Source organism: Vibrio sp. 1180_3, assembly GCF_029478545.1.
Classification (GTDB): domain Bacteria; phylum Pseudomonadota; class Gammaproteobacteria; order Enterobacterales; family Vibrionaceae; genus Vibrio; species Vibrio aestuarianus.
In genome coordinates this window covers 37,863-51,833 of sequence record NZ_SJFM01000031.1, presented here as the reverse complement: position 1 = coordinate 51,833, position 13,971 = coordinate 37,863, and the positions used below count along the sequence as shown (strand labels likewise).

At 43.4% G+C, this 13,971-nt stretch carries 12 protein-coding genes; 4 read left to right on the top strand and 8 right to left on the bottom strand.

Annotated features, from left to right (window positions below):
• Nucleotides 1-1,747 (bottom strand): transketolase (gene tkt, locus EYW48_RS16720; RefSeq protein ID WP_277432698.1); only part of this gene is annotated, 1,747 nt, incomplete at its 3' end.
• A gap of 78 nt (nt 1,748-1,825) precedes the next feature.
• Complete coding sequence (gene tal / locus EYW48_RS16715; RefSeq protein ID WP_053312033.1) at nt 1,826-2,776, bottom strand: transaldolase; 951 nt, start codon at nt 2,774-2,776, stop codon at nt 1,826-1,828.
• A 457-nt stretch (nt 2,777-3,233) separates the two neighbouring features.
• Here tal and EYW48_RS16710 point away from each other — a divergent pair, with 457 nt between their 5' ends.
• A complete protein-coding gene (locus EYW48_RS16710) occupies nt 3,234-4,232 on the top strand; it encodes a sugar-binding transcriptional regulator (RefSeq protein WP_168524617.1) in 999 nt (332 codons plus the stop codon).
• A gap of 74 nt (nt 4,233-4,306) precedes the next feature.
• On the opposite strand, the gene EYW48_RS16705 is transcribed toward EYW48_RS16710, so the two are convergent.
• The 3 genes from EYW48_RS16705 to moeA form a co-directional block, all read right to left on the bottom strand.
• Nucleotides 4,307-5,137, bottom strand: coding sequence for a sulfurtransferase (locus EYW48_RS16705; RefSeq protein WP_277432697.1), 831 nt, complete (start codon nt 5,135-5,137; stop codon nt 4,307-4,309).
• Between the two features lie 139 nt (nt 5,138-5,276).
• Nucleotides 5,277-6,038 carry a molybdopterin-synthase adenylyltransferase MoeB gene (gene moeB / locus EYW48_RS16700; RefSeq protein WP_171980405.1) on the bottom strand — a complete coding sequence of 254 codons (762 nt, stop codon included), beginning with the start codon at nt 6,036-6,038 and terminating at the stop codon, nt 5,277-5,279.
• Nucleotides 6,039-6,046: 8 nt separating this feature from the next.
• Entirely contained in the window at nt 6,047-7,282 is a 1,236-nt protein-coding gene (moeA, locus tag EYW48_RS16695; RefSeq protein ID WP_277432696.1) for a molybdopterin molybdotransferase MoeA, read from the bottom strand.
• 152 nt (nt 7,283-7,434) lie between these two features.
• On the opposite strand from moeA, the gene folE reads away from it, so the two are divergent.
• A complete protein-coding gene (gene folE, locus EYW48_RS16690) occupies nt 7,435-8,088 on the top strand; it encodes a GTP cyclohydrolase I FolE (RefSeq protein WP_053312037.1) in 654 nt (217 codons plus the stop codon).
• Between the two features lie 81 nt (nt 8,089-8,169).
• Here the strand turns inward: folE and msrB are convergent, their stop codons facing one another.
• A complete protein-coding gene (gene msrB / locus EYW48_RS16685; protein ID WP_274671853.1) occupies nt 8,170-9,303 on the bottom strand; it encodes a peptide-methionine (R)-S-oxide reductase MsrB in 1,134 nt (377 codons plus the stop codon).
• A gap of 136 nt (nt 9,304-9,439) precedes the next feature.
• Complete coding sequence (locus EYW48_RS16680) at nt 9,440-11,188, bottom strand: formate--tetrahydrofolate ligase (RefSeq protein ID WP_171980402.1); 1,749 nt, start codon at nt 11,186-11,188, stop codon at nt 9,440-9,442.
• A 254-nt stretch (nt 11,189-11,442) separates the two neighbouring features.
• On the opposite strand from EYW48_RS16680, the gene yjjG reads away from it, so the two are divergent.
• Both yjjG and phnR read left to right on the top strand, forming a co-directional pair.
• Nucleotides 11,443-12,117 carry a pyrimidine 5'-nucleotidase gene (gene yjjG, locus EYW48_RS16675; RefSeq protein WP_168524621.1) on the top strand — a complete coding sequence of 225 codons (675 nt, stop codon included), beginning with the start codon at nt 11,443-11,445 and terminating at the stop codon, nt 12,115-12,117.
• 135 nt (nt 12,118-12,252) lie between these two features.
• Nucleotides 12,253-12,957 (top strand): phosphonate utilization transcriptional regulator PhnR, encoded by a 705-nt coding sequence (gene phnR / locus EYW48_RS16670; protein ID WP_261918688.1) that lies wholly within the window; start codon nt 12,253-12,255, stop codon nt 12,955-12,957.
• A gap of 34 nt (nt 12,958-12,991) precedes the next feature.
• Here the strand turns inward: phnR and EYW48_RS16665 are convergent, their stop codons facing one another.
• Nucleotides 12,992-13,786, bottom strand: a complete 795-nt coding sequence (locus EYW48_RS16665) for a siderophore-interacting protein (RefSeq protein WP_274678857.1) — start codon at nt 13,784-13,786, stop codon at nt 12,992-12,994.
• Between the last annotated feature and the right edge of the window lie 185 nt (nt 13,787-13,971).

The window sequence follows — 13,971 nt, the reverse complement described above, 5'->3', positions numbered from 1 at the left end:
TCGATACCACGCGTACTTTCTTACCTTCTGCGGTTAGTTGCTCTGCGGCTTTCACTGCTAGCTCAACTTCTGAACCTGTCGCAATTAGGATTAGCTCAGGCTTACCATCGCTGTCTTTCAGGATGTACCCCCCCTTAGCAATGTTAGCCACTTGCTCAGCAGTACGCTCTTGCTGTGCTAGGTTTTGACGAGAGAAGATAAGCGCAGATGGGCCATCTTTACGCTCAATCGCCAGTTTCCAAGCTACTGCTGATTCCACCTGGTCACATGGACGCCATGTGCTCATGTTTGGTGTTAAACGCAGTGAAGCAATTTGCTCAACCGGTTGGTGGGTAGGGCCATCTTCACCCAAGCCGATAGAGTCGTGCGTGTACACTTGAATGTTCTGAATTTTCATCAGAGCGGCCATGCGCATTGCATTACGTGCGTATTCCATAAACATTAGGAACGTTGCGCCGTAAGGAACGAAACCGCCATGAAGTGCAATACCGTTCATGATGGCAGTCATACCGAATTCACGCACACCGTAGTGAATGTAGTTACCCGAGAAATCTTCCGCCGTCAGTGATTTAGAACCAGACCACATAGTAAGGTTAGAAGGTGCTAAGTCAGCAGAGCCGCCCATAAATTCTGGTAGCATTGCACCAAAGGCTTCAAGCGCATTTTGTGACGCTTTACGTGATGCAATATTGGCAGGGTTAGCTTGCAAGTCGGCAATAATTGCGCTGGCTTTTTCTTCCCACTGCGCTGGTAATTCACCATTTACGCGGCGTTTAAATTCAGCGGCAAGCTCTGGGTATGCTGCTTCATAAGCTGCAAATTTCTCATCCCACGCTGCTTCCTTAGTTGTGCCAGCTTCTTTCGCTGACCATTCTGAGTAGATTTCTTGCGGAATTTCGAACGCACCGTGTTCCCAACCTAAAAATTCTTTTGCTGCTTTGATTTCATCATGGCCTAGTGGTGCACCGTGACAGTCGTGTGAACCTGATTTGTTTGGAGAACCAAAACCGATAATCGTTTTAGTACAAATCAAAGTTGGGCGACCAGTTTCAGCCTTCGCCGCTTCAATCGCCGCATTGATAGCCTCTGCATCGTGGCCATCAACCGCAGGAATAACGTGCCAACCATACGCTTCAAAACGTTTAGGTGTATCGTCAGAGAACCAACCTTCAACATGGCCATCAATAGAAATGCCATTGTCATCCCAGAAAGCAACCAGCTTGCCAAGACCTAACGTACCCGCTAAAGAACAAGCTTCATGGGAAATACCTTCCATCAAGCAGCCATCACCCATGAATACATAAGTGAAGTGGTCAACGATGTCGTGGCCTTCTTTATTAAATTGTGCAGCTAGCGCTTTCTCAGCCATTGCCATACCAACTGCGTTAGTAATACCCTGGCCTAGTGGACCCGTAGTCGTTTCAATGCCTGGTGCGTAACCATATTCAGGGTGGCCTGGGGTTTTTGAATGCAACTGACGGAAGTTTTTCAGATCATCGATCGATAACTCGTAACCGCTTAGATGCAGCAAAGAGTAAATCAACATTGAGCCATGGCCGTTGGAAAGAACGAAACGGTCACGGTCTGCCCACTGTGGGTTTTGTGGGTTGTGGTTTAGGTGAGAACGCCAAAGTACTTCAGCAATGTCTGCCATACCCATCGGTGCGCCAGGATGGCCTGAATTAGCTTGTTGTACACCATCCATGCTAAGGGCACGAATTGCATTTGCCAGTTGTTTACGATCCATAATAATTACCAAAAATAGTCGATTTAGAAATGAGAGGGGAACGTTATTCGTTCCCCTAATTTTAATTCTTATAACTGATTACAGTTTAGCCGCAATCATAGTTTCAAGCTTGCCTTGGTCAATAGCGAAGTTGCGAATACCTTCCGCTAGTTTTTCTACGGCCATTGCATCTTGGTTGTGTTCCCATAGGAACTCAGCGTGAGTCATTGCTGCTGGGCGTTCTTTAGAACCTTTAGAGTCAACTAGTTTCTCAACCACTTCGCCTTCGGCCGCTTCAAGCTCTGCAAGTAGAGCAGGAGCGATAGTTAGACGGTCACAGCCAGCAAGCTCTAGGATTTCGCCAATGTTACGGAAGCTAGCACCCATTACCACTGTGTTGTAGCCGTGCTCTTTGTAGTAGTTGTAGATATCCGTTACAGAGATTACGCCTGGATCTTCTTGAGCTTCAAAATCACGGCCTTCTTTTGCTTTGTACCAGTCCATGATGCGACCAACAAATGGAGAAATAAGGAACACGCCAGCTTCAGCACATGCACGCGCTTGAGCGAAAGAGAAAAGAAGCGTTAAGTTACAGTTGATGCCTTCTTTCTCAAGAATTTCTGCTGCGCGGATGCCTTCCCAAGTAGAAGCCAGTTTGATCAAGATACGGTCGTTGGTGATACCTGCATCATTGTACATTTTGATCAATTGACGTGCTTTAGCAACACTGCCTTCCATATCGTAAGATAGGCGAGCATCTACCTCAGTAGAAATACGGCCAGGAATGGTTTTTAGGATTTCTTTACCGATGTTAACGGCAAGCATGTCACAAGTGTCTTGAACTTGTTGTGCTTTGTCTGAACTTTGGCTTTTTGCGTATTCGATAGAGGCATCGATTAATGGTGCATACTCGGCAATTTGAGCGGCTTTAAGAATTAGAGATGGGTTCGTTGTTGCGTCTTCTGGTTGGTATTTTTTTATTGCGTCAATTTCGCCAGTGTCAGCGACAACAGTAGTCAGTTTACGAAGTTGCTCTAATTTATTGCTCATATCGATCATCCTATGTCTTTGGGCTTCGCCAGCATTTTGATTAGCTGGGCATTTGCAAGCGGGTCGGTGGATAGTTTAGTCACGCTTTTACGTAAAACCTTTCCACAAACTCAATTAATTTCAGCGACCGAACATTTGCTTTGAACATTTGATCGTTCGTTGAGTAAATGATGTGCCCATATTTATCTGATCTACGAGGAAAGTCAATCGATCTTCTAGGGTTATGGTGATGTCAATCAACTATTTTTTTGCGGCTGAAGTGAGGTGTAGTGAAATAAACGTTTGCTTAGGTTAGAGCAAGCTTTGCTTAGTCATAAATAACATTTATTTGGGTGTGAGAAAATGTAATGGCGATGAGCAAAAGTTGCAATGTGGGTGCGCTGTAACATATGCTAGGTCAATGAGCGGATGCTCAAATTTTTGTATTCTGCTGGCAATGTTGATCACGAGAACGATTATGACAACTTCAAACCAAGATATTTCGATAGAAAACACCGATCTACTCACTGAAATATCCGTTGCTTATTACCAAGATGGCGCGACTCAAGAAGAGATCTCGAAAAAATTTGCGATTTCACGTGCCAAAGTAGGGCGGATGCTGAAACAAGCCCGAGATGAAGGCATTGTTGAAATTACCGTAAAATATCACCCAGTGTTTAGCGCAAAGATAGAGCAACGTTTGATTGAACGATTCGGCGTTAAACGCGCCTTGGTTGCATTAGATCAACCTAGTGAAGAGCAGCAACGTCAGCAAGTATCGGGGTTAGTATCGAATTATCTCACTAACACATTAAAAAATGGCATGGTAGTTACCGTTGGCCAAGGACGAAATGTTTCCGCTGTCGCGCATCATATTGGTGTTATTACACCTAGAGACTGCAAATTTGTTTGCAGTATTGGCGGTATCCATCCGCGAGGCGGTATGTTCAACGCGGACCACATTTGTCGTCAGTTGGCGAAAAAATATGGCGGTAGTTCTGAAACATTGTATGCGCCAGCTTATGCTGAAAACCGAGAACAAAAATTAGCCTTTATGCAAAATGCAACCGTTAAGCAAACGCTTGATTTAGCACGTAAAGCAGATATTGCGTTGGTCGGAATTGGTGACATGAGTGAAAACAGCTACATGGTTGATTTAGGTTGGTTTACGGCAGATGAAGTCGTTCAATCGCGCCTACAGCAAGGAGTCGTTGGAGATTTTGCAGGATACGATTTCTTTGATATTCATGGTAAGGCCGCTAATACCGTAATGAGCGACCGCGTGATTGGTTTGGGTATTGACGAGTTTCGTCCTATTGCAGAAGTGATCGCTATTGCCGCTGAAAACAGTAAACCACTGGCGTTACTTGGCGCACTACGTACTGGTGCCATTGATGTGATTGCTACCAGTGTTAGCAATGCGCTCACCGTTTTAAACCTAGATGAACAAATGCAACTTGGTGTAGGGAAAAGTTAGTTTTTCTGGAAGTGACACGCTTGGTTTATAAAAAGTTATATTCCCCCCGAATTTTTCCGGGGGAAACGACTTCTTTATTGGCTAATGGGTAGTGCTTCGTTTTGTCCCCATTCAGTCCAAGAACCATCATAGACAGCTAAATGCTCATAACCACACATATGCGCAGCAAGCAACACGATACAAGCAGTGACACCAGAGCCGCAGCTGAAAAGATATTCAGAACGTTCGCTTTTTAGCACCTGCTTCAAAATAGGCTCTAATTCATTGATGCATTTCATTTTGTGTTCAATCATCAACTCAGCAAAAGGTAGGCAGGCTGAATTTGGGATGTGCCCACTTCGAATGCCAGCGCGAGGTTCAGCCACTTGGGCATTAAAACGGGCTTTAGAGCGTGCATCAATTATTTGACTGGTTTCATTATCTATCTGTTGCAACACATAATCGGCGTCGACAAAATAGTGTTGATTCAGTTTCCCCGAAAAGTTACCGGTAATTTTAGGTTGTGAGTATTCCATTGCCAGCGGAAGACCACACATTTTCCATTCCGTCAGCCCGCCATCGAGTACGTAAACCTCTTGATGACCCATCGCTTTTAGCATCCACCACGCTCGTGGAGAGGCAAATGTCCCGCTATTATCATAAACAACAATGATCGAATCGTTATTGATCCCTAATGCTTGCGCTTGTGAATTGAAATGTTCTTCGTTAGGCATCATGTGTGGCAGTGTTGCGCTGAGGTCACAAAATACTTTGTCATAATCAAAACGTCGCGCATTGGGAATAGTGTGTACGGTGTCTTTTTCAGTTTCACTGGGAATTTGAAAATCAATACTTGCATCTAGAATTACGATGCGTTCATCGGCTAAACGTTGATTTAACCAGCTTGGGGAAACCAATGGAGACATATTGCGCTCATCCTGACCTGTTGTTTGAAGAAGCTTTAACTTACTCATTAATTTGCAGAAAAGAAATGCTATTTAGAAGGGATGATAAAATAAAATGCTCAACACCTTGTAGTTAAAAGGCGTCGAGCATGTTTAATCGTTATTGATCAGAGTTCTGACACACGCTGCATGTCGCTAATTTCATCAGTTTCATCTCGCGCCAGCTCATAGAGAGCGCATCGAACATCAATATTTTACCTTGTTTAGGTTGTCCATAGTGCGCGATAACTTTAATCGCTTCCATCGCTTGTACTGCGCCAATGATTCCCACTACAGGTGCCATGACGCCAGCTTCTACACAAGTAAGTGCCGTATTGCTAAACAAAGCACTCAAACATTGATAACAAGGTTCGTCAGCGTGTTCGTATGTAAATACACTGACTTGTCCTTCCATTCGAATTGCGGCACCAGAAACCAACGGTGTTCGAGTTCGGTAACAAAGGCGATTGAGTTGGTTGCGAGTCTCTACATTATCAGAGGCATCCAACACCAGAGTGTGCTGCCCAATAAGTGTGTCAAGCTGCTCGTCATTTAAGCGTTGATCAACGGTATTTACCGCCAAAAATGGATTGAGAGTTCGTAATGAATCTGCAGCGGAATCGACCTTTTTTCGGCCAATGTCGTTGTCTGTATGCAACACTTGTCGTTGTAGATTAGAGAGTTCCACGACGTCATCATCGACGAGGGTTATACTGCCAACGCCAGCCGTTGCTAAATATTGGCTTGATGCGCAGCCCAAACCGCCAGCACCAACAATGAGTACAGAACTTTGTTTCAATGCTTCTTGGCCTTCAAAATCAAATTGCTTGAGAATGATCTGTCGGTTGTAACGCAACATTTCTGCATCAGATAAAATATCCACAAACGCTCCTAATACAAGCTGGAATTAAAAAGTTGGATATTCACGCTTTCACCCACTTCCACTCGTCCACGTTCGCGTTCTAATACTACAAAGCAATTGGCTAAACTCATGGAGCGAAATGCACCAGAGCTCTGATTACCGGTTGTTTCAACAACGAATTTGCCATTTTCAATCGAGTAGATACCACGCTGGTAATCTGTGCGGCCTGGCGATTTTTTGAATGCCGTTTTCGTGATGGCTGGGATAGATTCTGGTGCTTGCCATTTGCTATGTCCCGCCAATTTAGCGAGCATCGGTTGTACTAATACGTACATAGTTAGTACTGCTGACACCGGGTTACCTGGAAGACCACAAAACCAAGCATTACTAAGCTCACCAAACGCAAATGGTTTGCCCGGCTTAATCGCCAGTTTCCAGAAGCCTATCTCGCCAAGTTCCTGCAAAATATCTTTGGTGTAATCGGCTTCGCCGACACTCACACCACCAGATGTCACGACCACATCCGCTAAGTTTTGGGCTTTTTCGAACGTTGCTTTTAATGTTGCAGGGCAATCGGGGATGATGCCAAGGTCAATCGCTTCACAACCAAAGTTCTCAATTAGAGGTTTAATCCCGTAGCGATTACTGTCGTATATTTGTCCGTCAGTTAAAGACTCCCCTAGCGGTTTGAGCTCATCACCAGTTGAGAAAAAGGCAACTCTGGGTTTGCGAAAAACGGTAATGTGGCTAATGCCGAGTGTGGCGATCATGGGAATATCACGTGGTGTTAAACGAGCACCTTTCGCTAAAACAAGATCACCTTGCTTAATGTCATCACCGGTCGGGCGAATATTGTTTTGTGGCTTGATGTCCGATTGTTTGAAGACAATACCTGCATCAGTGACATCGGTATTTTCTTGCATAACGACTGCGTCGCATCCAGGTGGGATCTTCGCTCCCGTCATGATTCTGATACAGGTATTGACAGGCCATTCACCTTCAAAGGGAGCGCCAGCAAAAGATTTTCCTGCCAATGGTAGTATTTGATTATTTGCTAAATCACTCAAGCGTATCGCATACCCATCCATGGCTGAATTATCAAAAGGCGGGACAAAAATAGGCGAAAGCACATCTTCTGCCAATACGTAGCCAAGAGCTTCAGCTAATGGAAGTTGCAGTGTCACTTGAATTGGTTTGATTCGCGCTAACATTGTGTCCATCGCGTCTTCGATAGGCATTAAGCCCGGAGCATCACAGCAGCCCATTTTAGAATCCTATTGTCGTTTTTCTTTTCAATAACCTTATCATAGATTGTCTTTTGGTAAGAATGACCATCCATAAAATATGGGTGTAATTATTCAAAATTCCGAGTATCCTTGTCTGCCATCCGAAAGGGGTAAAAGTAAGAGGAATCGGAATGTTAGGTCTTAGCGAATCAGCAAAGTTGGTTAAAGATGCGCTAGAGAGCCGCGGTTTAGAGACGCCAATGTGTCCTAATGCGGTAACTCGTGAAGAGAAGAAAGAAAAAATTGAACACCATATGCGTGAGATCCTGACACTGCTTGGTCTTGACCTGACTGATGATAGCCTCGAAGAAACCCCGCATCGCATTGCAAAAATGTATGTTGATGAAGTTTTTTCGGGTTTGGATTACCAAAACTTTCCCAAAATTACTGTCATTGAAAACAAGATGAATGTAAGTGAAATGGTTCGCGTGAAAGATATCACCGTAACCAGCACTTGTGAGCATCACCTGGTAACGATCGATGGTAAGGCCGCTGTTGCTTACATTCCGCGCGGCAAGATTATTGGACTTTCAAAAATCAATCGTATTGTGCGTTTTTTTGCTCAACGTCCACAAGTTCAAGAGCGAATGACACAACAAATTCTGGTGGCATTGCAAACCTTACTTGAATCTGATGATGTAGCGGTAACTATTGATGCAACGCATTACTGCGTTAAATCACGCGGTGTTATGGACGCAACCAGTGAAACGACGACGACGGCATTGGGTGGTATTTTTAAGTCAAATCCTGCTACTCGTGCGGAATTTCTTCACGGCTTACGATAAGTGTCCCATTGATTTCAATAAAAAGCCCCGAAATAGTTTTCGGGGCTTTTTACGTATCTGACCAATATTGAATTTCAACGTTTATTCAAACAAAGCAAGATACTCACTATAACCTTGAGCTTGCATGTCATTTTTTGCAACAAAGCGCATTGCCGCAGAATTCATACAATAGCGTAACCCGGTTGGGGCAGGACCATCGTCAAATACGTGCCCTAAATGAGAATCACCAAAACGGCTTCTGACTTCTGTTCTTGAATAAACTAAGCGGAAATCAGTCTTCGTTGCAATATACGCTTCATTTATTGGTTTAGTAAAACTTGGCCAACCAGTGCCAGATTTGTATTTGTCGGTTGAAGAAAACAGCGGTTCACCAGTGACAATATCAACATAAATACCCTCGGCTTTGTTATCCCAATACTCATTATTAAAAGCGCGCTCGGTGCCTTCTTCTTGGGTGACGTAGTATTGAAGGTCAGTCAGTTTGGCGCGAATCTCCTTGTCAGAAGGTTTGGTATAGACTTTAAGGCTTGCCTCCGATTTATTTGCATCAATTAATTGACGTAATGTCTTTGGATTTTCATTACGATCTTCACCAAAAATTTCATCTAAATATTGGTCACGCCCAGATGCGTAGCGATAGTAGTTGTACCGCACTTTGCTCTTTTTATAAAAATCTTGGTGGTAATCTTCTGCCGGCCAGAATGTAGCATATTGGATGAGTTCCGTTTTCAGCGGTTTTTTATAGATACCGAGCTTATCGATGTCAGCCATGAAGGTTTCTGCTGTCTGCTTCTGCATTGCATTGTGATAGAAAATCGCAGGGCGATATTGTGGGCCTCTATCGACAAATGACCCTTTGTCATCGGTCGGATCAATATGACGGAAAAAATGATCCAATACCTGCTCATAGCTGACGATTTGAGGATCAAACGTTACTTGCACCACTTCAATATGGCCGGATTTACCCGATGAAACTTGTTTATAGGTCGGGTTTTCCACTGATCCGCCGGCATAACCTGATACGACATTGATCACGCCGTTGAGTTTCTCAAGATCAGATTCTGTACACCAAAAACACCCGCCAGCGAGTGTGGCGACATCGACGTTACCAATGCTGGGCATTTTCTGTGGTTTAGTCTCTGCCTGACTAAACAGTGAAAAAACGATAGGAACGAATAACGCTATCGAGATAAAGATGGGAGTAAAACGTTTCATAACCGACCTTACTTTTTTTTATTGATATACGTAAAGAACGGTAAAAAGTGCAAAAACTTACAGCACAGAGATAAAAATAGTTAATTTTATTGAAAGCTTCTGCAAATGGGGGACTTTCCAGAAGCTAACTTAGTGATTAATTAAGACCGATGATATTGCCGTGCTGATCAATATCCAATGCCATAAAGGCGGGTTTGTCAGGGAGTCCTGGCATGGTCATAACATTGCCGCATAGTGCATAAATAAAACCAGCACCTGCGCATAATCTAAGTTCTCGAATAGGAACATCAAACTCTTTTGGAGCACCTTTAATGGCTGCATTGGTAGAAATAGATAAAGGAGTTTTGGCCAAACAAACCGCTAAATGACCATAACCGTGAGCTTGGAATGCACGCATTTGTGCTTTGGCTACCTCACTTAATGTAATTCCCGCTGCACCATACCCTTTTTGAGCCACTGCGTTGAGTTTGGTTTCAATCGAATCTTGCGAGCGATAGAGAGGAGTAAATTGATTTGGCTTGCGACATTGTTCGATCACTTTGTTTGCAAGATCTGTTGTACCTTCTCCACCGAGCGCAAAACCTTCGCTCAATGCTACTTCAACGTTGTTCGGTAAGGCTTGAATCAGAGCGGTTAGTTGTTCGATTTCTTCCAGAGTATCTTGTGGAAAGCGATTGATAGCCACCACCGCAGGAACACCATATTTATTGACGTTGTTGATATGCCATTTGAGATTATCAAAGCCAGCCATGAGTGCAGCTTGATCTGGTTCAAATAGCGAGTCAGGAACAGCTTGTCCGGGGCGAAGTTCATACAAACCAGAGTTAGCTTTTAGCCCACGTAATGTCGCTACAATGACTGCGCAATCAGGTGCTTTCCCTGATGTTGCCGCTTTAATATTACACGCTTTCTCAAAGCCCATGTCTGAACCAAAGCCACCTTCAGTGACGGTGAATTCAGCAAGTCGCGTAGCAATGTCATCCGCAATAATTGACGAATTGCCATGGGCGATATTGGCGAAAGGACCAGCATGAATAAGGGTAGGGACACCTTCTAAAGTTTGCATGAGCGTTGGTTCAATCGCTTCTTTCATACTAACGGTCATTGCGCCAGCTACTTGCAAGTCTTCTGTGGTTACAGGGTCACCATTTAAATTATAAGCAACCACGATACGTCCAATACGTTGGCGTAAATCACGCAAGTCTTCCGCTAAGGCGAGAATGGCCATCAGCTCTGATGCGGCAGAGATATCAAACCCATCTTGCCGCTCATAACCATTGATGGTTTTACCGCTTTCATTTTGACCGACTGTGACCATCCTAAGTGCACGATCATTATGATCCATGACGCGTTTCCAGGCGACTTTGTTTACGTCGATCTTCAGTGCGTTCATGCCCGTACGTTGTTCAAAATCTTCATAACCTAATCGCTGCTCGTGATAAATCCGCGCATCTATTGCTGCAGCGGCGAGGTTATGCGCAGCCGTAACTGCGTGAATGTCACCGGTTAGATGTAAATTTAACTCTTCCATTGGGGCAACTTGAGAATAACCACCGCCAGCGGCTCCGCCTTTCACACCAAAGATTGGCCCCATAGAAGGTTGGCGAATACATGCCATGACAGAGTGATCTAATTTCGCGATCCCTTGTGATAGACCAATAGTGGTGACTGTTTTACCTTCGCCCAAGGGGGTTGGAGTGATGGCGGTAACAACAACCAATTTACCTTCAGGATGAGTGTGAAGTCTATCTAAGCAAGAAAGAGAAACTTTAGCCTTAAAACGTCCTTGGCTATGGAATTCAGTCGGATCTAGGCCTGCCTTAGCGGCAATAGCATCAATCTGTGTCAATTTTGTTGCACGGCAAATTTCAATGTCTGGCAGCATAAAACCCTCATCGGAAGTCATTAATAGGTGAGGAAAACGTTTGCGTCGCGATACTAACGTCAAAATGTTTGTTGTAAAGTATTATGGGTGGTCGAATATTCGATTGATGCTAAATTCTAACGCAATGCTGATTTTGATCAACTTAAGCTTCTGGTTTTACGTATCTATTGATATCCGAAGTAACGGAGTATTGTTCAGTTTGTCGTAGATTCAAAAACAATTTACACTGCGCGCAAGTTACTAAGGGATATACCATGAAATACGATTGGATTTTATTTGACGCTGACGAGACTTTGTTTCATTTCGACGCCTTCAAAGGTATGCAGCTAATGTTTGAACGCAAGGGAGTGATTTTTGATGAAATTGACTTTGCCAAGTACCAAGAGGTAAATAAACCTCTTTGGGTTGATTATCAAAATGGAGTGATTAATGCAGCCGATCTCAAGCATATTCGCTTTCAAGCTTGGGCCGAAAAACTGCAAACCACGACAGCTGATCTTAATAGTGCATTTCTTGAAGCTATGGCAGATATTTGCACGCCATTACCTGGTGCTAAAGAGTTACTAGAAGCACTAACAGGTAAGGCAAAACTTGGTATCATCACCAATGGTTTTACAGAGTTACAAGCGATTCGTTTGCAGAGAACAGGTATGACGGATTACTTTGAGCATGTAATTATTTCCGAAGAAGTGGGTATAGCCAAACCTGATAACGGAATTTTTGCTCATGCGTTAGAAAAAATGGGTAACCCTTGCAAGAGTAAAGTACTGATGGTGGGGGATAACCCGCATTCCGATATTCTTGGTGGCCTTAAATTTGGCATTGAAACCTGTTGGCTCAATACCGTTGGCCATTCTGATATTGATGGTATAGAACCACATTATAATGTGCGCTCATTGCATGAGCTTAAAGAAATTCTTATCGCGTAATAGCGCTAAATGATAAGATCGTCTGTTGATGGTATGGCTTAGTTTTCAGGTGGTTGAGCTAATCAAGCACCTTTATTTTGGCAAGTTATGTAATCCGACAGGTATAACCGCCGTACATAAAGCAAGGGATTCTCGGTGCAGTACGTAAAAATCAAAGATGTGATTGTTGAGCAAATTGAGACAGGTATGCTGACACCACGTCAGAAGCTTCCTGCGGAACGGAAACTGGCAGAGTCATTTGATACTACCCGCGTAACCCTACGTGAGGCACTGTCATTACTTGAAGCAGAAGGTAAGATTTATCGCGAGGATCGCCGTGGCTGGTTTATCTCACCACAGCCATTGCGTTACGACCCAGCGCAATCTTTAAGCTTTACCAAACTAGCATTAGCACAAAATCGTCAACCCAAAACTCAACTTCTTCATTCGAAAGCGGTACTGGCCAATAAGCAAGCAACAGCGCTATTAGCATTAAAACCTTTTTCAGATATCTATCAGATTGAACGGGTACGCTATCTAGAAGATCGTCCGGTCGCTTACGTAACAAATTACGTTTGTCCTGATAAATTCCCTAATTTGCTAGGCTTAGATTTATCCCCATCACTGACAAGTTTGTATAAAGAAACCTTCGGTGTTGAATATCATAGTATCAGCTACAAGATGACGACAAGTTCATTGCTTGGCAATATCGCCCACGCTTTGCGAGCAACCTCAGGAACACCGGCAATGGTTATTAAGCGAGTCAATTACAACCAACAAGGAGAGGTAATTGATGGCTGTATCGAATATTGGCGACATGATGCTATCTGTATTGAATCATCAGTAAAACTGATTGGCTAACCTTGTATCAATAATTTTAGCTTTTACCATGAGGTTATGACTGAGTTTTGGCATCATCTTGTTTTAGTTGTTTATGCCCATCTTCACTGACGCCTTGTTTCCAATAACTACTAATGTAAATGTTTTCTTTTTCTACTTCTTTCTCATTACGGAAATACTGACGAAGTGAGCGCATGGTATCAAATTCACAAGCACACCAAACCGAAGCGTTGTCGCCGATCCAAGGCTTAGAAATAACGGATTGCGTTAAATTGGATGTTTGATCTTTAACTACCCAATCAATTTCAATCGCTTCGGGGACAGCCAATTCACGCTTGTCATCAATGTGGTCAACCTCAATCACAACATATCCTTTGGCATTATTAGGCAATAATTTAATTTGCGAGGCTAGGGCTGGAATCGCTGTCATATCAGCGACGAGGAAAAACCAATCACCAGCCGTATTAATGCCTTGGCTTTTGCCTGGCCCTGCAATGGATATGGTGTCTCCAACCTTTGTCGTTATCGCCCATCTTGCTGCAAAACCGCATTGTAAGTCTTTAGTAATATGACGAACAAAATCAACCTCAATACTATTATTTTCGGCGTTGAAGTGCTGAATTGTATAAGTACGCATAACTGGACGCTGTTGCGGTGAAATTGAGGAGATATTCGTATCACCATGATCGGTGAACAGTAATTTTATATAGCCGCCTTCGCTTTCGCTACCAAAGTGTGCAATATCATCGCTCTGTAAAGTAATGCGTTGCATAGACGGTGAAATTTGTTGAGATTGAATGACTGTGAGTGAGTAGAAGTTTCGAGTTGGCTTTTTTTCTTTCTCTAGCATTGGGCTGATACCATCATTTAGATTAATTATCTTGTCACCATATCCTGAGTTGCACTACTTATCAATGATAATGGATATCATTTACGTTAATTTACTTTTATTAAATGAATCGTCATATATGAATAGAAAAAGCCTCTAAGAATCAAAGGCTTTTTTCAGGTTAGTTTCTAAATCAACCATCTGGA